Below are 21,799 nucleotides of genomic sequence, written 5' to 3'. Positions count from 1 at the left end.
GAGTTACTCTTTCTTTTTTTTTCTCTCTAATAACTTTTTTTGCCGATACGCTTTGTTTCCTACAAATTTTAAAGCGTGCAATAAAGGCTGTCTGTTTTCACCACTTAGTTCGATTAATTCAATAAATAGTTGCAAACCAAGAATCGACGCAATCGTCAAGAAGATTGTCCCCCAAGTATTGGTAAATAAATATAGAAATGAAATAAGTGAAAAAATCAGAGACATACAATAAATCATCAGAACAGCTCCCCGGTGGGTAAAGCCTAACGAGATAAGGCGATGATGCAAATGCATTTTGTCAGCTGATGAAATAGGTTTTTTATTTAATAATCGTCTGATCATGGCAAAAACCGTATCAGTTAATGGGACACCTAAAATAATTAAAGGCGTAATCAGTGAGATAAATGTTGCATTTTTAAGTCCTTGTAAGGATAATAAAGAAATTAAAAACCCTAAAAATAAAGCCCCAGTATCTCCTAAATAAAGTTTGGCTGGGTAAAAATTAAAAGGGAAAAACCCAAGTGTGCTCATTAGTAAAATAAAAATACTAAGAGGCACAACTATATTTACTGCACCAGTTGATGCTCCAATATATCCAATAATTCCAATAGTTGTTAAGGCAATGATTGATACGCCAGATGCTAATCCATCTAAGCCATCGATTAAATTAATGGCGTTTGTCAATCCAGAAATCCATAAAATTGTAATGGGATAACTTAGCCAACCAAATTGAATCGTGCCAATATAAGGCAATGTGATAGAATGCATAATAATGTCAAACACAAAACAAACATATAAAGCTGCTAAAAGAATACCAATCATTTTTTGTCTAGGTGATATCTCGAAAATATCATCAATTAATCCAGTAATCACAATAATTCCAGAAGGTATAATTAAATGTAGGGCATAGCTTGTTGGAATAATATCATCAAACAAAAACAAGATAGATAAAGAAAAAGAAATAAAAATAGCAAGCCCGCCAGCAGTTGGCATAGGTTTGGTGTTGATTCGTCTTTTATTAGGTTGATCAACTGCGCCAATAATAAAGGCTAATTTGCGAATTAAAGGTGTTATAAGGAAAGCAAAGAGCATCGTTAAAATTAAACGAAAAGATATTTCTAACATAAAGTCCATTCTCTTACCTACTTTCAGAATTCAAAACATATTATAACACGTTCCTTATTTAATAAACAATTTAATTCTAACTATAAGATTTCTTTAAAAAAGTCTAAATCTCCTGATTAGTTTTTCTAAAAAATTAAGATTATGTTATACTGTCTAAGATTGAAATTATTTTTTATTTTAAATATGTTTAGGAGAATGATAGAGTGAAAAGAAAAAAAGAAAAAAAAACTCCAACAAAAAAATATAAGCCAGATGAACAATTTACGCCTCTTAATACTAGAAAAGCGAATAGAAAAAAGCGATCAGGCTTTAAGAGAGCAATGATTAATTTAGGGAAAATTTTAGGTGTTCTATTACTGATTAGTCTTTTGGGTGTAGTGGTATATGGTGTTAAGATGGTGCTTGATGGCAATAAATTTTTAAATGATGCATACAAACCTAGAGAAACCATGCAAGCTGAAAATGACAAAATCGATGTCCAAAAAGACCCTATTTCTATTTTATTACTGGGATTAGATGATGACGCAGAGGATACTAGAGGGACAGGAGGAGCTAGAACAGACTCCATGATTTTACTGACTATTAATCCTTCTGAAGAGTTGGTTAGTATGGTCAGCATCCCAAGAGATACCTACACATATATTCAGACGAAAAATTTTGATGGTAACGATAAAATTAATGCTGCTTATGCTCATGGTGGAATCGAAGGCTCAATTACAGCAGTGGAAACATTATTAAATATTCCGATTAATTATTATGCAACAGCTGATTTTAAAGCGTTCGAAGATGTGGTTAATGCAGTAGGTGGAGTAGAAATTGATGTACCATTTACTCTAACAGAACAAAATGCACAAGGTAAAAAAGTTGTTGAATTAAAAGAAGGTAAACATAATTTAAATGGTGAAGAAGCCTTGGCATTTGCTAGAACACGTTATGTCGATAACGATGTGGAACGTGGAAAAAGGCAGCAGGAAGTATTAGAAGCTATTGCCAAAAAGGCGATGGAAGTTGGCTCAATTGCTAAGTACAAAAGTATTTTAAACGCACTAGATGGACATATTACAACAGATATGCCACCTAATCGTATTTTAGCAGTTGCTCAATCGGGTTTAACAAAAGATTATAAATTTAATTCCTATGTTTTTTCTTGGATGAGTTATACATATGGTGATCAAAGTATGGTTGGGTTGCACAAAGATAGCATTGATTATATCTCGCATAAATTACGCCTATCACTTAATTTAGAATCAACAGATAATCGTGATGATGCAAGTTATGTCTTTGAAACAGATGGCATTGTCGATCCAAGAACTTATCCACAAGACGGATATGCAATAGATGACTATTAAGAGTTTAGGGGAGTCTCCCTTAAACTCTTTTTTTAAATTAATGAAGAATGGCTTAAGTTTATAATGAAACTTTGATAAAATACTTATAATAGTGTAAAATGGTGTAGTTTTAATGAACTGAAAAAGAATAGGATGGGTCAACGTGAATCAAAAAGAAAATCCAAAAGTAGAATTAGCGATGATTACCAAAGAATATGATTTATATAAGAAAAAATCAGATAAAATCAAAGCATTATTTAAATTTTCAGAAAAAAGCATTCCTCATTTTTGGGGACTTAGAGGGATTGATTTAAAAGTCTATCCAGGTGAAGCAGTTGGTTTGATTGGAATCAACGGTTCAGGAAAATCAACTTTATCAAATATTTTAGCAGGAATTATCCCACAAACAACAGGTCAAATGACGATACAAGGTGAAACCTCAATTATTGCCATTGGGGCAGGATTGAAACCTCAACTAACAGGATTGGAAAATATCCGTTTAAAATGTCTTATGACTGGTTTAACCAATGAACAAGTAGATGAGATTTTACCAGATATTACAGAATTTGCTGATATTGGGGATTTTGTGAATCAACCTGTAAAAAATTATTCTAGTGGGATGCGTTCAAGATTAGGTTTTGCGATTGCTGTTCATAACAATCCAGATGTCTTAATCATTGATGAGGCTTTGTCAGTAGGGGATGACACCTTTTATCAAAAGTGTGTTGACCGTATTTTACAATTTAAAGCAGAGGGAAAAACCATCTTCTTTGTGTCACACTCTTTAAACCAAGTAAAAAAACTGTGTGATAAAGTTGCCTGGATTCATTATGGTGAATTACGTGAATACGGGGAAACGGAAGAAGTTGTTGAACATTACAATGAATTCATTAAGTGGTTTAGAGCGTTACCTGAACAAGAGAAAAAAGAATACCAGAATGGCTATAAAGAAAAACAAAAAGAGTTTAGCGTGGATGATTTAAAAGAAATCGCGTCTGAGCGTGGACATGGAAAATCAGCCTTAAGGGGACCATCTATTGGGACTATGTCACTTTTTACTAAGATTGCCCTACTGTTTATGATTGTCGCACTTGTGGTATTTGGAACAATTCATGTTAAGGGGCGTTCGTTTAAATCCTACTTTGCAGAGGAAGAAACATCTAAACTAGATAAGCAGATAGGTCACAATCTTTCATCGGAACAAATTTATGAAACATTTATTGGTTAGTTTCTTGAAAGAAAGATACAGTTGGTTCATACGCCAACTATCAAAAAAAAACCAACACTGTGACGTACTAAAACAAGTGTGCTATTTAATGAGTTTTCCTAATAATAATCATGGACTGATTGAAGCATTAAAAAATGAGTATGATGTTGTTGTATTGTATACTAAAAGTTGCGAAGAAGAAGCGAGGTATTTACAGAATATAGGAGTGTCGATTTATTGTTTAGACACGATGAGTGGTTTAGTTCGTGGAGTGAGACAATTATCTCAAAGTAAAGTTGTGATAGCAGATAACTATTTTGCTTGTTTGGGTGATATATCGTTTAAAGAGACACAGACCGTGTATCAACTATGGCATGCGACTGGAGCTATCAAGCAATTTGGGTTAGAAGATAAAACGGCGATGAAGCGTTCGAAAAAAGATAAAGAACGATTTAGACGAGTTTATGATGCATTTGACTATGTGTTTGTGGCGTCAGAGAGAATGGGTGACGTATTTAAACGTAGTTATGGTTTTTCTGATGAACAAATTCTTTTGACAGGATTTGCTCGGACAGATTATTTAGTTAATCAAATGGAACAAACACAACAAACAGATAAACGACATATTTTATATTTACCAACTTACCGAGAAAATAGTTCATTAGAAAATTGGCTATTGGATATAGAGTATTTATCAGGGCAGTTAAGTCAACAGGATCTTTTGCAAGTCAAATTGCATCCACATGTGACGATGACACAAAAATTCGCTGCTAAAAACGTTGAATGGATTGTATCGACTCAATCGGCTGATGATTATATCAAGCAAGCAGATGTGTTAATTACAGACTATTCTTCGGTTGCGTTTGATTTTACGCTAGCTAATCCAGAAAAACAATTAATCATGTATTGGCCTGATGAGATGATTTATAACAAAACAACTGGTATACAACAAGCGATTAAACAAGATTTTCCACAGCCGGTTGCGTATACAACATTAGAAATATTAAACCAGTTAAATGACACTCAAAAAATAGATAATCAAAAATTTAATCAATTATGGAATACATACAATGATGGTAAAGCAACAAGTCGGGTAGTAAGAGAGATAAAAGAAGTAATGGATGGAGAAAAATGACTAAAAAGGTAGAATATATTTTAGATACACCGGTTGACCATTTAATGATGTCTGATATTGAACAGGATTTGTCTTGGTATTTTGAGCACCATCAAAAAATGGTGTTAGCAAGTATCAACCCACAAATTATTTTAATGTCTGAAAAAAATAAATGCGTGAAATCATTTATTGAACACGCGACACACCGCTTTGCTGATGGAATTGGTGTGGTTAAGATGTCAAAATGGACAAAAGGAAGTATCAAAGAACGGGTTGCAGGTATTGATGTGATGGCAAGTGTGTTGGAATTTTGTGCGACTAACAAAAAATCTATTTTTTTATATGGTGCTAAACCAGCGATTGTGGCACAAGCTGCGAGAAATATTCAAACTGATTATCCAGGTGTCGTCATTGCTGGGTGGTTGGATGGCTATCAGAAAAAAAGCAGTGGTGAAGTGATTGACATGATTAATAAGGCACATACAGATGTGTTATTTGTTGCTCTTGGCTCACCTAAACAAGAAGAATGGTTACAACGCTACATGCCACAACTAAATGCTACCGTCTTTCAAACAGTCGGAGGGAGTTTTGATGTTTATAGTGGTGCAGTCAAACGAGCGCCAGAATTATTTATCAAAACTAATTTAGAATGGTTATATCGCTCAGTGAGTAACCCAAAACGCCTAAATCGTATTTTTCAAGTACCTTTGTTTGTCACTAAAGGATTAGTGTGGCATTTAAAACAAAGTAAACAGTAAGGAGAGCAAAAACGTGAATGACGTAAAGACCGTAATTACAGAACAATTTAAAAATTTTGGGATTATTCGTCGTATTTCTAAATATGAAGAAAAAGCGACTTATCAAAGTCACTATCTAGGGTTATTGTGGCAAGTGTTAAATCCAGCGATTCAAATAGGCATTTATTACCTAGTATTTGGCCTAGGTATGAAGCGAAAAGACATAGATGGTGTTCCTTATATTATTTGGATGCTTGTTGGGATTATTGCTTGGTTCTTTATCAATAGCTCAATATTAGGGGAATCCAACAGTATTTATAAACAAATTGGTATGGTATCAAAAATGAAGTTCCCGGTTAGTATTTTGCCAACTGTCAATATGGCAAGTAACTTTAAAAGTTATCGCTGGATGATGTTGATTTTATTTGTTTCAATGTTTGCTGTAGGAATTTATCCTAATGTTTATTGGGTTCAATATTTCTATTACCTATTTTGCATGTTTGCCTTTTTATTTGCGTTTGGTATTTTGAATTCGACGATTTCAGTATTAGTGCGAGATTATCATATTATGCTTCAGTCAATTTTACGATTGCTATTTTATTTATCAGGCCCTATTTGGGAATTTCAACGTATTTTTGCTGGAACAAGACATGCTTGGATGACACGATTGCTAGAGTTAAATCCTATTTATTATATTATTGATGGGTTTAGAGATTCATTGTTATATGGAAAATGGTTCTGGGAAAAGGGTGTTCAAACTATCTTTTTCTGGTTAGTTGTTGGGGTATTACTTATCTTAGGATCACATATCCATATGAAATTCAGAGCACGATTTATGGACTTTATGTAAAAGGAGATTACCATGAAAAAAATAATAGAAACAGTGATTTCAATCTGGTTTAAACTATTGGGCCAATTGCCGAAAAAAAATCTTGTCTACTTTGAAAGTTTTCATGGTAAGCAGTTTAGTGATAATCCTAAAGCGATTTATGATTATCTAAAAAAAGAAGACACAACACTTGAACTAGTGTGGGGAGTAACGCGTGGATACGAGGAGACCTTTATCGAAAAAAAGGTTCCTTATATCTCACGTTTTTCTTTACGCTGGTTTTTTGTTATGCCACGAGCAAAATACTGGGTGATTAATACCAGAACACCATTATGGCTAAGTAAAAATAAACACACAACCTATATACAAACTTGGCACGGAACCCCGTTAAAACGTATTGGAGTGGATATCGAAGAAGTGAATATTCCCGGTTATACAAAAGAGAGTTATGATCAAGAGTTCTTAGAAGAGAGTAAACGTTGGGATTACTTAACTTCTTCAAGTGACTATACCACACAACACTTTAATCAGGCTTTTGGGTATACAGGTCAGATGATTTCAAAAGGGTTCCCAAGAAATGATCAATTGGTTAATAGAGAGCAATACAAAGAAAAAATAGGGAAATTAAGAGCTAGCTTAGGAATTAAAACAGATAAAAAAATCATCTTATATGCACCAACTTGGCGTGAAACAGACCATAAAACAGCTGACGGATACGAATTTAGTATTGATTTTCCTTATGAGGAGTTTTTAAAAACATGTGGCGAAGAAATGGTTTTACTTGTTAGGATGCATTATTTAGTGGCTCAGACATTAGACACCTCAACATGGCCGAAAGATAAATTGATAGATGTTTCTTTAGGTTATGATATGAGTGATTTGTTGCTGATGAGTGATGTGTTAATAACAGATTATTCATCATGTATGTTTGATTTTAGTTTAACCAATCGCCCAATGCTATTTTTTATGCCTGATTCGACACAGTATGAAGAAGATATCCGAGGATTTTATCAACCCATTCAATCGTTATTGCCAGGACCAGTGATAAAAGAACAACACAAAGTCATTGAGCAGTTACAAAACTTGGATACATTGGACTATGAAAAAGAGTATCAACAGTTTAAACAAACATTTTGTAACAATGAAACAGGAACTTCAGCGCAAGTAGTTGCCGAGATAATAAAAAAAGAAATGAGTGAACAAACATGAGTATACTATCACCCGTAAAAAGGATAGCTCAACCTTTCGTTAAAACAAAGCTATCTCCTACTGGAAAACGAGTGGAAACATACACCCATTATTTCATTAATGAATCAGTCGAAAAAAAGACGATTTTTTATGAAAGTCGTGATGGAAAGTCTTTTACTGACTCGCCGTTATGGATGTGCTTGTATCTATTAAAAAAAGATGTGGATAAGCAATACACACATATATGGAGTATTCAGTCATCTGAAGAGATGACTTATTTTATGACTCGATTTAAAGAGTATGACAATGTCTTATTTGTTGAGCGAAATTCTGATGAGTATTTAAAGTGGCTAACAAAAGCTGAAGTATTAATTAATAATGCCACGTTTCAGTCATTTGTGACGATTAAAAAAGAACAAACGTATATTAATACATGGCATGGGACACCATTAAAAACGATGGGATTTGATATACCTGGAAATCCTAGCGATGCTCGTAATGTGGTTCGTAATTTTTTTATGGCCGATGTTTTACTTAGCCCAAATGCTCACACAACGAATATGTTTTTGGACAGTTTTAGATTAAGAAATAATTATCAAGGCGTAATTTTAGAGGGTGGTTACCCTAGAATGGATGCGACCTTTAGTCATAATCACGATACGCTGATTCGTTCACTCCACGAAAGAGGTATCAAGCTTGATTTAAGCAAGCAGTTATTACTATATACCCCAACGTGTAAAAGTGGGGAGGCATCTTATACCGAACAAGAGATTCGTCAAATGATTAGTGAAACAACTGTGTTAAGAAAGAAATTTGGCGATACATACAATATCTTGATTAAGGTCCATCCTTTTATCTATGACAAAGCAAAAAAAGAAGAAGAACTGAATTCTTACTTAATTCCTGATGGGATTGATACAAATGAACTATTAGCAATGGTTGATGTATTAGTAACTGATTATTCGAGTATCTTTTTTGATTTTTTAGTGACGGATAAGCCGATTATTTTTTATTGTTGGGATGATGACTTATATAGTCATGAGCGTGGAAAGTATTTTGACTATGATGAATTACCAGGACCAGTTGCATTTAACTTGGATGAGTTGATCGATATTTTACAACACCTTAAAAAAAGAATCGAAGAAACACATTGGAATTACGAAAGGTTTAAACGATTGTACATCCCATATGACGATGGTAATGTCACACAGCGTTATGTGGATTATTTATTGTTTAATCAACCACTATCAGAAAAAATCAAAGAAATTCGCCAGAATCCAGATAAGAAAAAATTACTTATTTATCCGGGTGGACTAAGAAAAAATGGGATTACCACAAGCTTTTTAAATTTATTATCGAACATTGATTATGAAAAATATGCTGTGACGTGTTTATTGGATAACCCAAAATCACAAGAACAAATAGACTCCATCCAATCCATCCCAAAAGAAGCGTCTTTATTATTTAATTTTGGGCAACCGGTATATACTTTTAGCGAGAGTTATCAAGATTTGTATTATCATATACGTGGAGTGAATCAAGATAAAAAAGAAAAATTTCCCTTAAACATTTATCAAAGAGATGCCAAACGACTACTAGGTAAAACAACTTTTGATGTGAGTATCGACTTTAGTGGATATAGTTTGTATTGGACTAAAACGATTTTAGGGACCAATTCAGCCATGAGAATATGTTATTTACATAGTGATATGTTGGCGGATATGGATCGTGAGGTAAATGGCAAAAAAATCCATCGTATGAATGTTAAGGGTATTATTAGTGTGTATGATTTTTATGATAAGTTAGTGTCTGTTTCGAGTGTCATATGCGATATTAATAAGAAAAACTTATCCAACTATGCAGAGGACTCAAAATTTGTTTATGCAGAAAATTTATTAAATATTCCACAAATTTTATCCACTGAAACAAAGCAAGAAGTCAGTCAAACAAAACCAACCCAACGCTTATTTAGAGAAGCACGATTAATCAACCCACAAAAGACAGTGTCGGTCTTTGATACACGTCCTGATAGTCGATACGCAAAAGATACCACTAAAATACTATCTGAAGAAGCCATAACTGTGCTAGGTCGATTTATTTATCAAGAAGAAAGTTATGTGAAAATCAGTCAGAATGGTTGTTATATCGGTTGGATTAAAGAAAAGTCTGTGACGTTGTTGCCGGATAGTATTCAATCAGAAGAAGCTATCTACGAGCTATCTAAATTACAAGTTGGTAAAAATAGTCAATTATATAGCCAACCATTAGGATTAGAAGAAAGCAAAGTGATTTGCTCGCTTGATGGATTTGATGAGTTATATGTACTGCTCACAAAAAAAGTTGTCACACATACAGGAACGAGCTATGAAGTATCTAATGGCAAAGAACCGCTTGGGTGGATAAAGCCATCAACCATTAGAGAGATGAGTTCTGTTGCGATGTTCCATCAAAAACCAGTAAAAAAACTGTTAAATACGATATTTTCAGCTACTAATCGAAAAAGATTGGATAAGTTGAGCATATTGTCTAGACAACACCCAATCAATGAACTAGCAAGATTGACTCAACCAGTAAGTGTTTTTGATAAACCTAGTCAGGATGCTGTGACCAAAACATTATCAGCGAATAATAACGTGATACTACTATCAAAAAATATCACAACAGATTGGTTAAAATTACAAACAAAAGATGATAAACAGTGGTATACAAAACAATCTAATCTATCATTAGACATCTTGGATGAGCCATTTATTTTGTCAAAAGAGAAGATGAATTTTTCGGCGATTTTTGTTCAATCTGAAGTCATGATTTATGCCTCTATAGAAGATATTTTTGATCACAAAGGGTTACTATCAAGAGTTCCTAAAGAGATGAAAGTACGACAAAAAATTCAAACGAATTCTGCTAAAGTATTTTACCAAGTTCAACTACAAAATAAACAAGTATGGGTTAGTGAAGAGAGTTTAACTTATGATTTATCAAAAGGTGTCATGAATAGTGAGGGAGTCTTTTTTGATTACCCAGAAACAACAGAGCCAACTTTTGTGACAGTAGGTAGACTCTCAGAAGAAAAAAATCAAGCGCTATTGATTGATGCTTTTAAGTTATATTATGAAACATATAAACAAGGGCATTTATATATTATCGGCGATGGCCCTGAACGAAACCATTTACGAAAAAAAATAGAAACATACGCTTTAGAAAAAGAAATAACGATGCTTGGTCAAGTGTCAAATCCTTATCACTTTATGAAGAAATGCCAAGTATTTGTTCTAACGTCGGATTATGAAGGGCAGTCTTTAGTGTTATTAGAGGCGCTAACTCTTAAAATGAAAGTTATTTCAACAGATATTCCAGCTTGTCGCAATGTATTAGATGGTGGAAAATATGGGATGTTGACTAAAACAAACGATGCACATGGCGTGTTCAAATCAATGGAAGCCATACTAAATAAGAAAAAAGAATTTAAAACGTTTAAACCTTATAGATACAATGAAAAAGCACTGCAACAGTTTTGTGATAATCTTGTGAAAGAATAAGACTTAAAAAAATCTAACTCACCTCCATATATCGTACCTTTTATGTTATAATAATGTGATACATTATCTCGATACGAGTTTAAAAGAAACGATAGTTAATTGGAGGATGAGATGGAAGAGACAATTAGTTTAGATGAAATACTGCAGCTTTTGAAAAAAAAGTGGGTATTAATTGTTAGTATGTTAGTTTTTGGAACAGTTATATCTAGCATAATGACTTTTTTTATTTTGACACCAAAGTATGCTGCGACAACCCAACTTGTTGTTCAAACAAAAGGATCAGATTCAAATATTAATACGGATAATATCAATTCAAACTTACTACTAATCAATACATATAAAGATTTAGTAAAAAGTGATGCCGTAACAGAAAAAGCAAAAGATAAATTAGTAAAAGATGGTATGACCAATATGACAGAAGATTATTTGAAGAGTGTTATCTCTGTCGAACAAAGTCAAAATTCACAGTTATTTTCCATTAAAGCTGTGACACCAAATGCGATTGAATCCGCAACAATAGCCAATACGATATCTAAGTTTTTCCAAGAAGAAGCGGTAAAAATGACGGATACAGATAAGATATCAATCGCCTCTAAGGCAACACCTAATGAGAAACCTGTCTCACCTAATAAAAAAGTGAACATCGCTATTGGGGCTATGTTAGGATTAATTGCAGGATTGATCGTAGCGTTAGTAACAGAACTATTTAATAAAAGTGTGAAATCAGAAGAATTTATCACAGAGAAATTAGGTTTGTCATTATTAGGGACTATCCCAATAGTAGACGAAAGAGAAATGAGAGAAGTAATGAAAATTCAACAAAACCCACTGATTGACGAGGACTTTTTCTATGATGTGACGTTAGATAATGATCTAGATAACATGAATTTATCGATTGATAACCTCTCTGATAAAGCAGATGGTCTTGATATGGATTTGATGGTCAATGAAAAAAGAAAACGTCATAGAGTAAATAGAAACTAATATTGGAAATGGAGAAGGATATATGAAAGCTAGAATAAAAGATAAAAAGAAACCTAACAGATTATCTCCGACAAAACCAGTATCGTTATTTACAGTGGTTGAATCTAACTCTCAAATTTCAGAGCAATTTCGGACGATTAGAACCAATATTCAATACGCTCAAAGTGAAAAAAAAGTGCAAGGGATTGCTGTGACGTCATCAGGACCTAGTGAAGGAAAATCGACAACAGCAGCAAACCTTGCTGTTATGTTTGCCAAATTAGGATTAAAAACATTACTAGTTGATGTTGATATGAGAAGACCAACAGCTCACTTAACATTTGAGTTAAATAATCGGACAGGTTTAAGTAATATTTTGAGTATAAAGAAAATGTCGGTTAAAGAAGTGATACAAAAAACAAATATTCCGCATCTTGATGTGATGACAAGTGGTTTTAAAGTGCCCAATCCTTCAGAGTTACTAGCAAGTAATCGAATGAAAAAATTAATAAAAGTACTTTATCAAATGTATGATTTTATCATTTTTGATATGCCACCTGTTACAGCGGTGACAGATGTTCAGTTGATTTCAGGGTATCTAGATGGTGTTGTTGTCGTGGTAAGAGAAAATGTAACAGATAAAAAAATGTTACTTCGAACCATTGATTTATTAAATAAAGTAGATGCGAATATTTTAGGTTGTGTGTATATGGAGGAGAAGAAAAACTCGAAAAATTATCAAGATTACTATTATAGTTAAGAAAGGGGAGAGTATCGTGTTTGTTGATTTACATTGTCATATATTACCAGGTGTAGATGATGGTGCAAGAACAGTTGACGATTCGATTTACATGGCACGTACAGCTGTTTCAGAAGGGATATCTCACATACTCTGTACTCCTCATTATAATAATGGTCACTACACCAATAAAAAAGAAGATATAATAGAAGAAGTTGCAAAACTTCAACGAGTGTTAGACCACCATCGAATCCCATTGACTTTATTTGAAGGACAAGAAGTACGTATTTCTGATGATTTGTTCGATCGAATGAATAATGGCGATATTTTGTTTGCTGATTTAAAAGATAAATATTTAATGGTCGAGTTTCCGACAACAGTGGTACCAGAATATAGTGAAGCAATGTTGTTGGAGTTATGTCGTAAAGGACACACACCAATTATTGTTCATCCAGAAAGAAACAATGTTTTTTTAGAACGACCTAGAAAATTACAACCATTTGTTAATATGGGGTGCTTAACGCAAATAACGAATGGTAGTTACTTAGGTCAGTTTGGTAAAAAAATTCAAAAAGCGAGTCAGAAGATGATTAAATACAATTATGCGCATATGTTATCATCTGATGCACATAATATATCAAGCCGAGGTTTTTATACAAGGGCAGCTTATGACAAGTTAGAAAAAGAGTTTGGTAGTGAAAAAAGACAACGGTTTGAACAAATAACAAAAGATATTGTTAATGGGGATAATGTCGTTGTAGAACCCATCACAAATAATAAAAAAATATGGGTATTCTATTAGAGATTGGGTGTTTTGTTAGTGAGTCGCAAAGTGAAAATGTCAATTTTAATGACAGTCGATATTAGCATTATTATACTTGCGAATATCGTTGTCACAATATATATTAATTTTTTATATAATATAGATAATCCTATAAATCAGTTGTTTATAGGATTACAAATTTGTTTGTATTTAGTATTTGGTATGTTTTTTAAAGTCTTTAATCGTTTAACTAGATATACCAGTATCACTGCTATTACGTCTATTTTTTTTGCGGTTAGTTCATCAAGTATTTTAGAGTATATTATTTTAGGTTTTTTCTTTAAAGAGCCTTACATGAATTTACATGTTATGTTAACGTATTTTATAGTGTTGATTGTCATAATTAGCTCTCGTATTACTTGGCGACTAATATTTGATTATATAAATATGTATCATAGTAAGACCAATAAAAAATGCCACAATGCTTTTATTATAGGGGCTGGTGATGGTGGCGAGTTGCTTTATAATACGGTGAAATACAAATCGTCTCAACTTGGACTAAATTTTAAAGGGTTTATTGATGATGATATTAATAAAAGAAATACTTATCTATCTGGGTTGAAAGTCGTTGGCTCAATTGATGAATTATCAGAGTTAGTAGCAGTCTATGATGTGGATGTGTTGACTGTTGCCATTCCCTCCATGACGGCAGAGGAGTATGAACGATTACTAGATATAACCAGAGAATTAGATGTTAAAATAAACTCTATTCCTTCAATAGAAGATTTAGCCACAGGTGAAGTCGCTGTAACAAAACTTCGAGAGATTGATGTGGTTGACTTACTTGGTAGGGAAGAAGTCAAGCTAGATATGGATATGATTAAAAATCAATTAACCAATAAAACTATTTTAGTTACCGGTGCTGGTGGTTCAATCGGATCAGAAATTTGCCGCCAAGTCATGACGTTCTCCCCTAAAAAAATTATTTTGCTAGGACATGGAGAAAATTCAATTTATTTAATTGAAAAAGAATTAAGACAAACGTTTATTGATAAAAATACAGAAATCATCCCAGTCATTGCAGATGTTCGGGATGCAAAACGAATTTTTGAAGTGATGAGTGTTCATAAACCGACTGTTTTGTACCATACCGCAGCTCATAAACATGTCCCTTTGATGGAATATAATCCATCTGAAGCTCTAAAAAATAATATTTATGGAACAAAAAATGTGGCAGAAGCCGCTCTTGCCAATGATGTGGAAAGCTTTGTCATGATATCTTCTGATAAGGCAGTGAATCCGCCAAACGTTATGGGAGCGACCAAACGCATTGCTGAAATGATTGTAACAGGGTTAAATGGTAGAGGAAAAACAAAATTCTCTGCGGTGCGTTTTGGAAATGTATTAGGAAGTCGGGGAAGTGTTGTTCCTTTATTTAAAGAACAAGTTGAGCGTGGTGGTCCATTAACAGTGACAGATTTTCGAATGACACGGTATTTTATGACGATACCTGAAGCGAGTCGATTAGTCATCCAATCAGGTGCGTTAGCTAGGGGTGGCGAAATCTTTATTTTAGATATGGGAGAGCCCGTTAAAATTATTGATTTGGCTAAAAAAGTGATTAAATTAAGTGGCTATAGTGAAGAAGACATTGAAATTATTGAAACTGGTATTAGACCAGGTGAAAAATTATATGAAGAGCTGCTTGTTGATAAAGAACGATCAAAAGAGCAAGTCCATGACAAGATTTTTGTGGGAAATGTGAATGGATTTGCTTATGATGAAGTAATGGAAAAATTAGAGGAGTTGCCAGAAGACCATAGTGAATTAGCAAAAGAGTTGGTACTATTTGCTAATTTATCAAGTGAGGAGTAGACATGTATAAGACATTTTTAAAAAGGGGATTGGATTTTTGTTTATCATTACTTGGCATTATTGTGTTGTCACCACTACTGATCTTATTAGTAGTTGTGATTAAGCTAGATTCTAAAGGACCAGTGATTTTTGTTCAAAAAAGAGTCGGTAAAAACAAAGAGTTGTTTTTTATTTATAAGTTTCGCACGATGAGAATTGATACACCAAAAGAGATGCCAACACACCTATTAGAAAATCCTGATATGTTTATAACACCAGTTGGAAAGCTATTGAGAAAAACAAGCCTAGATGAATTGCCCCAATTATTTAATATTTTAAGAGGGGATATGGCAGTTATTGGACCGAGACCTGCATTATGGAATCAATATGACTTGATAGAAGAGAGAGATAAATATGGCGCTAATAATATCAGACCGGGACTGACTGGATGGGCTCAAATAAATGGGCGAGATGAGCTGGATATAGATGTCAAAGCATCATTAGATGGTTATTATGTGGAACATGAATGTTTTTTGATGGATGTCAAATGTTTTATTGGGACAATTATTTCAGTCTTTAAATCAGATGGAGTAGTTGAAGGTGGCACAGGAGTGATGACAAAGGTAGAGGAGCGTAAATGATGAAACGAATTTTAGTGACTGGAAAAACAAGCTATATTGGTTCATCATTTGTTTCTCATATAGAAAAAAATCCTGAGTATCAAGTCGACACTATCTCTGTTAGAGGAGATGACTGGAAGACTCAGGACTTTTCTGTGTATGATGTAGTCCTACATTGTGCCGGTATTGCACATGCTGATGTTGGAAAAGTTAGTAAAGAAGAACAACAAAAATACTATGACATTAATTGTGATTTGTCATATGACATTGCTAATAAATATAAAGAAGATAGAAAAGAAAAGAAGTCACAGTTTATCTATTTAAGTTCGATTATTGTTTATGGAGAAGCGATTAGTATAAGAAAAAAAAGAGTGATCACTGCTAAGACACTTCCTACACCGAGTAATTTTTATGGAGATAGTAAATGGTGTGCTGAAAAAAAATTAAAAACATTAGAAACAGAAACATTTTTACTTTCCATTATCAGACCACCAATGGTATATGGAAAAGGGAGTAAAGGGAATTATCCTTTACTAAGAAAAATAGCCTTAACTCTACCAGTGTTTCCAGATATACCAAATGAGCGATCCATGATTTTTATAGGTAATCTTAATTTGTTTATAGAGGAATTAATTAGAGAAACTAAGACTGGCATTTTTTTTCCACAAAACAACGATTATATCCGCACTAGTTACATGGTTAAAGAGATAGCCAAAGCAAATGGAAAAAACATCAAGCTGTTTAGCTTTATGAACTGGTCAGTTTATCTTTTATCTTATATCCCTGGAAAAATTGGAGATTTAACTAATAAAGCGTTTGGAAACTTGGTGTATGAAAAAAAGAATAAAACTTTTTACTTAAACTTTGAAAAAACAATTTCAGAAACAGAAAAAGGTGGATAAAATGAAGGTTGCTATTATCAGTGCATTTGAAACATATAATAATAGAATACAAGATATGGCTATTTATTATGAAACTAGAGGTTATCAAGTCACTATTGTTAAGTCCAGTTTTCTGCATATGTCCAAAGAAAAGTATAGTAAAGAACGTCAAAATGAAATAATTATTGATGTGCCAACCTATAATAAAAATTTAAGTATAAAACGTATCTATTCACATATACTATTTTCAAAAAGAGTAAAAGAATTTATAGAAACTAATTCTTTTGACTTATTGCATGTCATTATTCCTCCTAATAAATTGTGTAAGGACTTGGTTCGATTAAAGAATAAACCTAAAATCATATTCGATGTGATGGATTTTTGGCCTGAAACATTACCAATTCCCTATGTTAATAAGATAAAACTGATTAATAGATGGAGTGGTATGCGAAATAAATATATAAGTAATGCAGATTATGTTATTACTGAATGTAAATTATTTGAGAATGAACTTGTAAAAATAGGCAATGTAAAAAATATTGAGACCGTATATTTTACTCGTAATAAATTAAATAGTTGTGAGATTTCTAAAATAAATCAAAATGATATTCATATTTGTTATTTAGGTTCTATTAATAACATTATAGATATCAAGTATATTGTAAGTTTAATTACAGAGTTAAATAAATATAAAAAAGTTCATTTACATATTATAGGTGATGGCGAGAAAAAAGAACAATTATTAACAATGTTAGTTAAAAATCAAATCAATTACCAGTTTTATGGGAAGATATATGATATTCAAGATAAGCAAATCATATTGAAAAAATGTCATTTCGGTTTAAACATAATGAAACAAGATATTTTTGTCGGCTTAACGATGAAATCTATAGATTACTTTCAGTTTGGGTTACCAGTTATTAATAATATTTCTTATGATACAAAGGATATGGTTGAAACATATTTTGCTGGAGTGAATGTAACTGAAGATATTAATAAATCCGTTAATAAAATATTGGAAGTTTATAATTTAGAAGATTTAAGAAAAATGCAACAGGGTGTTGAACTATTATTTGATGAAATGTTTTCGATAGACAATTTTACAAATAAAATGGATAAAATTTTGAGGGAACTTAATTACGATTAATATTATCATTTCTATTTATAATTAAAATCTAAAAAATATTTGTAAATAGAATTTTAGAAAATTATATATATAAACATTTTAGTGAAAAAGAAATGAGAGATGGTAGTGAATTTAAAGGAAAAAAATAGAACATCAGTAGTAATAGTAACGTATAATCCAGACCAATCTACATTGAATAGTATAAAAAAAATGTTAGAGATGGATGTGTATTTAATAGTAGTTGATAATGGTACAAAAAATACAAATAAAGTGATATTACAAATTGAACGCATGTTAGTAGGAACTGAGAGTAAATATGTCAAGTTTGATACAAATAAAGGTTTAGGAACAGCACAAAACAAAGGGATTGAAATAAGTAAAAGACTTGGGAAAGAATACATATTTTTCTTTGATCAAGACACTATTATCCCTGATGGTTATATTGGTAGTATGATAAATTTATTTACTCAATATGAAGAATTATATCCTGAAAATAAGTTGGGAATACTAGCGCCAAACTATTTTGATAGAAATACTAAAGAATATGCTCATTATGCTCTTTTAACTGATAGAGGTTATGAGGATAAAAAATTTAAAAATGAACTATATTTAGAGGTGTCATTTGCAATATCTTCTGGTAGCTTAATAAAAATTGAAGTAATAAATATAGTCGGATTATTTAGAGAAGATTTTTTTATAGATCAAATTGATACAGAGTATTGTTTAAGGATGAGGGAAAATGGATATAAGGTTGTAGCTACTTCAGGGGTTTTGTTAAATCATACAATTGGGAATAGAGAAAAAAAGTTTTTTTTAGGATTAACAATTAAACCTAATCATCACTCAGAGGTAAGAAAATATTATATTTTTAGAAATGGTATGTATACAGTTAGAACATATGGAAAAAATTATCCAGGACTTAAAGTATTAATGTATAAAAGATTTATTCATGATATTTTAGGTGTTTGTCTATATGAAACAAATAAAAAAAGAAAGTTATCTAGTATGTATAGAGGTATTAGAGATTCTAAAAAAAGTTGGGTGGATTAATGGAGATTAAAAATACAAATAAAAATATTATTTTTAAGTCAATGCTGATTACTATTTTTATTATTTTTGGTTTAAGTAAAAGCAATCCAGACATTCAAAATTATTTACAAATATTTGATTATTTGAATAATAGTAATACATTTTTTTATCCTTATATAGAACCAGGCTTTTCATTATTAATAAAATGTTTCAGTATTATTGGGTTAGATTATTTTAACTTAATTTTATTTATAGCGCTGATTTTTTGTATATTTTTGTATAAATATATTAAGCGGTATTCAGTTAATCCGTCTATAGTTCTAGTATTTTATATTTTTTTCCCCTTTTTTTTAGATATTGTCCAAATTAGAAATTCAATAGCGATGTTATTAATTTTATATGGAGTAGGTTTATTATCAGAAAAAAAATACTTGAGATACGTAGTTTTAGTTTTGATAGCAACTTCTTTTCATAATACATCTATTTTTTATTTATCTTTTTTACTAGTTTGTATAAATAATAAACAGAATTTAATTCGATTAGTCTTATTGATTGTTTCAGTTTCATTTTTATTTAAAGATGCTATTATAAACTTTATTGTTCGTATAATTCCACTAGGAAGTAAATATATTAGATATTTAGAGGGAAGTAAACCGAGCACAGTAGTTCTTTTTATATTTTTCTTTATGTTGAATATTTTTATAATTAATATGATGGTTACAGGTATAATAAAATATAATGAAAATTGGAATTATTTATCAGAAAGTCAAATACAATTTGTAGAGGTTGTTTATAAAATAAACATTATTATATTCTTATCATTTATGTTTATATCAATGGATGTTGATTTTTTTAGATTATATAGAAATATAATAATCATGAATTATATTTTATTTTCAAATACTTTTTATAATAGGAAAACATTACTTTGTCCTGAATTGAATATTTCACAAATTTTATTTTTTATATTTAGCTTAGCAATAGGATTTGCATTTTTATACAATAACCAATTTAATCATGTAGTTATTCAGATTATAAAATCAGTTCAACTATAGAACTGAAAAAGGAGATATTATGAAAAAAATATATAAACGAGTATATATAGTATCTGTTAATTCGATTGTTACAGGAGGGCCAGAAAGCTTGCACCAATTAGCTTCTGAAATAATGAAAAAAGGATATGAAACATTTATATATTATATTGATACGAAAACATTATCAGTACCTGAAAAATTTAAAAAATATGGTGTTAAAGTATGCACTGAAATAGAAGACTCTAGTGATAATATAATAATAACACCTGAAGTTCATACTGAAATATTTAATAAATTTAAAAATATAAATAAAGTTATATGGTGGTTGTCATTAGATTATTATTTAGATCAGAAAGTAAGTAGAAGAACTAAGAATTTTTCTGAAAGTAGAAAAATCCCGACTATCCCTTCATATATTATTTTATTTATTTGTAGAAAATACAAATTAAGATATTTTAAATTTAAAGAAAAAAATATATATCATTTATTTAATTGTAAATATGTAGAAAATTATTTAAATGAAAATGAAGTTTCAAATAGAGGAAAGCAGTTTCTTTGTGGACCTATTAGTAAGAAATTTTATGAAAAGTGGATTAATTTAGATAAAAAACAAGACATAATAATTTATAATCCTAAAAAAGATAATACTTTTATACATCACATTATAAATGAAATGAAAAAAATTAATCAAAATGTGAAATTTATACCATTAAAAAATTTGACAGAGGATGAGTGTATGGATTTAATGGATATTTCTAAAATTTATATTGATTTTGGAAATTTTCCTGGTCCTGAAAGACTACCAAGAGAAGCTGTGTTAAGATATTGTACAATAATTACAGGGTTGGAAGGTAGTGCTGGTAATGAATATGATGTCCCAATAAATAAAAATTTTAAGATAGAAAAAAAATTAGAAAATGTATTGGAAATATGTTTACTTATCAACGATATAATTAATAATTATGAAGACTATATAGAGGAGTTTAGCTTTTATAGAGATCATGTTATTAATCAAATAGAAAGATTTCCATTTGATGTGGATTATTTTTTAGAAAAATCAAATATTTTTTTTAATTCAGAAATTAAATAGAATGTTAATGGAGGATTAAATGAATAAAATAATAAGTAACTTTATGTATCAATTAATTTATCAAATTACCATAATTATTTTACCTATTATAACTATACCCATTGTTTCTAAAAATTTAGGTGTAGAAGGTTTGGGTGTATATAATTATGTTAGTTCTATTGTTAATTATTTTGTTCTTTTTGCAGGACTTGGTTTGGCAAATTATGGGATAAGGGAGATTTCTATAGTAAGGAATAATAAAAAAAATTTATCAAAAAAATTTTGGGAGTTAGAATTATTTAATATTATAATTGCTATATCAATTCTATTTATATATATATTATTTTTAATACTTTTAAATGATAGATTATTTTTTTTAATTTCAGGTATAACTTTGTTAGCAACTTTGTTTGATATAAGCTGGTTTTATTACGGTATTGAAGACTTTAAGATAATATCATTAATTAATTTTATAATAAAAATCATATCTTTTTTATGTATTTTATTTTTTATAAAAAATACTGATGGGTTGCGTCAAGAATTATGTGTAAATGGAAAAAACCATTCTGTCGGTTAAGTTAAAACATTGATTCTAATGTATCTTGTATTTCTTTAAAACCTTTATGAATCCGACACAAAAATTTCTGATTATAG

The 21,799-nt window shown here is 31.1% G+C and carries 19 protein-coding genes; 18 read left to right on the top strand and 1 reads right to left on the bottom strand.

The window, feature by feature from the left end:
• Positions 1-3: 3 nt before the first annotated feature.
• Positions 4-1,134 (bottom strand): glycosyltransferase family 4 protein, encoded by a 1,131-nt coding sequence (locus CBF36_RS04510; RefSeq protein WP_125957002.1) that lies wholly within the window; start codon positions 1,132-1,134, stop codon positions 4-6.
• A gap of 194 nt (positions 1,135-1,328) precedes the next feature.
• Between CBF36_RS04510 and CBF36_RS04505 the strand changes: the two genes are divergently transcribed.
• From CBF36_RS04505 to CBF36_RS04420, 18 genes are all read left to right on the top strand, one after another.
• The gene (locus tag CBF36_RS04505; RefSeq protein ID WP_125957000.1) at positions 1,329-2,474 is read left to right on the top strand and encodes an LCP family protein; all 1,146 of its coding nucleotides are present in this window, start codon (positions 1,329-1,331) and stop codon (positions 2,472-2,474) included.
• A gap of 178 nt (positions 2,475-2,652) precedes the next feature.
• Positions 2,653-3,681 (top strand): ABC transporter ATP-binding protein, encoded by a 1,029-nt coding sequence (locus tag CBF36_RS04500; RefSeq protein WP_125957174.1) that lies wholly within the window; start codon positions 2,653-2,655, stop codon positions 3,679-3,681.
• Positions 3,662-4,795 (top strand): CDP-glycerol glycerophosphotransferase family protein, encoded by a 1,134-nt coding sequence (locus tag CBF36_RS04495; RefSeq protein WP_125956999.1) that lies wholly within the window; start codon positions 3,662-3,664, stop codon positions 4,793-4,795. Before CBF36_RS04500 ends, CBF36_RS04495 begins: the two co-directional genes overlap by 20 nt.
• On the top strand, positions 4,792-5,532 hold the full coding sequence (locus tag CBF36_RS04490; protein ID WP_125956997.1) for a WecB/TagA/CpsF family glycosyltransferase: 741 nt from the start codon (positions 4,792-4,794) through the stop codon (positions 5,530-5,532). The genes CBF36_RS04495 and CBF36_RS04490 overlap by 4 nt, the downstream gene beginning before the upstream one ends.
• 13 nt (positions 5,533-5,545) lie before the next feature.
• Positions 5,546-6,361 (top strand): ABC transporter permease, encoded by an 816-nt coding sequence (locus tag CBF36_RS04485; protein WP_125956996.1) that lies wholly within the window; start codon positions 5,546-5,548, stop codon positions 6,359-6,361.
• Between the two features lie 12 nt (positions 6,362-6,373).
• A complete protein-coding gene (locus CBF36_RS04480) occupies positions 6,374-7,549 on the top strand; it encodes a CDP-glycerol glycerophosphotransferase family protein (RefSeq protein ID WP_125956994.1) in 1,176 nt (391 codons plus the stop codon).
• Entirely contained in the window at positions 7,546-11,067 is a 3,522-nt protein-coding gene (locus tag CBF36_RS04475) for a CDP-glycerol glycerophosphotransferase family protein (protein ID WP_125956993.1), read from the top strand. Before CBF36_RS04480 ends, CBF36_RS04475 begins: the two co-directional genes overlap by 4 nt.
• 111 nt (positions 11,068-11,178) lie before the next feature.
• Positions 11,179-12,051 carry a YveK family protein gene (locus CBF36_RS04470; protein ID WP_125956991.1) on the top strand — a complete coding sequence of 291 codons (873 nt, stop codon included), beginning with the start codon at positions 11,179-11,181 and terminating at the stop codon, positions 12,049-12,051.
• Positions 12,052-12,073: 22 nt separating this feature from the next.
• Positions 12,074-12,790, top strand: coding sequence for a CpsD/CapB family tyrosine-protein kinase (locus tag CBF36_RS04465; protein ID WP_125956989.1), 717 nt, complete (start codon positions 12,074-12,076; stop codon positions 12,788-12,790).
• Between the two features lie 16 nt (positions 12,791-12,806).
• The gene (locus CBF36_RS04460) at positions 12,807-13,571 is read left to right on the top strand and encodes a tyrosine-protein phosphatase (protein ID WP_333502253.1); all 765 of its coding nucleotides are present in this window, start codon (positions 12,807-12,809) and stop codon (positions 13,569-13,571) included.
• A 36-nt stretch (positions 13,572-13,607) separates the two neighbouring features.
• Entirely contained in the window at positions 13,608-15,407 is a 1,800-nt protein-coding gene (locus CBF36_RS04455; RefSeq protein ID WP_125957171.1) for a polysaccharide biosynthesis protein, read from the top strand.
• A 2-nt stretch (positions 15,408-15,409) separates the two neighbouring features.
• On the top strand, positions 15,410-16,027 hold the full coding sequence (locus CBF36_RS04450) for a sugar transferase (RefSeq protein ID WP_125956988.1): 618 nt from the start codon (positions 15,410-15,412) through the stop codon (positions 16,025-16,027).
• Entirely contained in the window at positions 16,027-16,908 is an 882-nt protein-coding gene (locus tag CBF36_RS04445) for an NAD-dependent epimerase/dehydratase family protein (protein WP_125956986.1), read from the top strand. Before CBF36_RS04450 ends, CBF36_RS04445 begins: the two co-directional genes overlap by 1 nt.
• Position 16,909: 1 nt before the next feature.
• The gene (locus CBF36_RS04440; protein WP_125956984.1) at positions 16,910-18,034 is read left to right on the top strand and encodes a glycosyltransferase; all 1,125 of its coding nucleotides are present in this window, start codon (positions 16,910-16,912) and stop codon (positions 18,032-18,034) included.
• Between the two features lie 105 nt (positions 18,035-18,139).
• Entirely contained in the window at positions 18,140-19,063 is a 924-nt protein-coding gene (locus CBF36_RS04435) for a glycosyltransferase family 2 protein (protein ID WP_165865379.1), read from the top strand.
• Entirely contained in the window at positions 19,063-20,097 is a 1,035-nt protein-coding gene (locus tag CBF36_RS04430; protein ID WP_125956981.1) for an EpsG family protein, read from the top strand. Before CBF36_RS04435 ends, CBF36_RS04430 begins: the two co-directional genes overlap by 1 nt.
• 19 nt (positions 20,098-20,116) lie before the next feature.
• On the top strand, positions 20,117-21,166 hold the full coding sequence (locus CBF36_RS04425) for a hypothetical protein (RefSeq protein WP_125956979.1): 1,050 nt from the start codon (positions 20,117-20,119) through the stop codon (positions 21,164-21,166).
• 19 nt (positions 21,167-21,185) lie between these two features.
• Positions 21,186-21,722 (top strand): oligosaccharide flippase family protein, encoded by a 537-nt coding sequence (locus tag CBF36_RS04420; RefSeq protein ID WP_125956978.1) that lies wholly within the window; start codon positions 21,186-21,188, stop codon positions 21,720-21,722.
• Positions 21,723-21,799 lie beyond the last annotated feature (77 nt).

It is taken from the genome of Vagococcus bubulae (genome assembly GCF_003950315.1).
GTDB classification, from domain to species: domain Bacteria; phylum Bacillota; class Bacilli; order Lactobacillales; family Vagococcaceae; genus Vagococcus; species Vagococcus bubulae.
This window is presented reverse-complemented; position numbering and strand designations above follow the sequence as displayed.

What these genes read in the sequence shown, in the direction of transcription:
- CBF36_RS04430 (WP_125956981.1), top strand. Translation starts at nt 19,063, where the DNA reads ATGGAGATTAAAAATACAAATAAAAATATTATTTTTAAGTCAATGCTG.
- CBF36_RS04470 (WP_125956991.1), top strand. Translation starts at nt 11,179, where the DNA reads ATGGAAGAGACAATTAGTTTAGATGAAATACTGCAGCTTTTGAAAAAA.
- CBF36_RS04500 (WP_125957174.1), top strand. Translation starts at nt 2,653, where the DNA reads ATGATTACCAAAGAATATGATTTATATAAGAAAAAATCAGATAAAATC.
- CBF36_RS04510 (WP_125957002.1), bottom strand. Translation starts at nt 1,134, where the DNA reads ATGGACTTTATGTTAGAAATATCTTTTCGTTTAATTTTAACGATGCTC.
- CBF36_RS04475 (WP_125956993.1), top strand. Translation starts at nt 7,546, where the DNA reads ATGAGTATACTATCACCCGTAAAAAGGATAGCTCAACCTTTCGTTAAA.
- CBF36_RS04425 (WP_125956979.1), top strand. Translation starts at nt 20,117, where the DNA reads ATGAAAAAAATATATAAACGAGTATATATAGTATCTGTTAATTCGATT.
- CBF36_RS04445 (WP_125956986.1), top strand. Translation starts at nt 16,027, where the DNA reads ATGAAACGAATTTTAGTGACTGGAAAAACAAGCTATATTGGTTCATCA.
- CBF36_RS04420 (WP_125956978.1), top strand. Translation starts at nt 21,186, where the DNA reads ATGAATAAAATAATAAGTAACTTTATGTATCAATTAATTTATCAAATT.
- CBF36_RS04440 (WP_125956984.1), top strand. Translation starts at nt 16,910, where the DNA reads ATGAAGGTTGCTATTATCAGTGCATTTGAAACATATAATAATAGAATA.
- CBF36_RS04495 (WP_125956999.1), top strand. Translation starts at nt 3,662, where the DNA reads ATGAAACATTTATTGGTTAGTTTCTTGAAAGAAAGATACAGTTGGTTC.
- CBF36_RS04480 (WP_125956994.1), top strand. Translation starts at nt 6,374, where the DNA reads ATGAAAAAAATAATAGAAACAGTGATTTCAATCTGGTTTAAACTATTG.
- CBF36_RS04490 (WP_125956997.1), top strand. Translation starts at nt 4,792, where the DNA reads ATGACTAAAAAGGTAGAATATATTTTAGATACACCGGTTGACCATTTA.
- CBF36_RS04450 (WP_125956988.1), top strand. Translation starts at nt 15,410, where the DNA reads ATGTATAAGACATTTTTAAAAAGGGGATTGGATTTTTGTTTATCATTA.
- CBF36_RS04465 (WP_125956989.1), top strand. Translation starts at nt 12,074, where the DNA reads ATGAAAGCTAGAATAAAAGATAAAAAGAAACCTAACAGATTATCTCCG.
- CBF36_RS04455 (WP_125957171.1), top strand. Translation starts at nt 13,608, where the DNA reads ATGTCAATTTTAATGACAGTCGATATTAGCATTATTATACTTGCGAAT.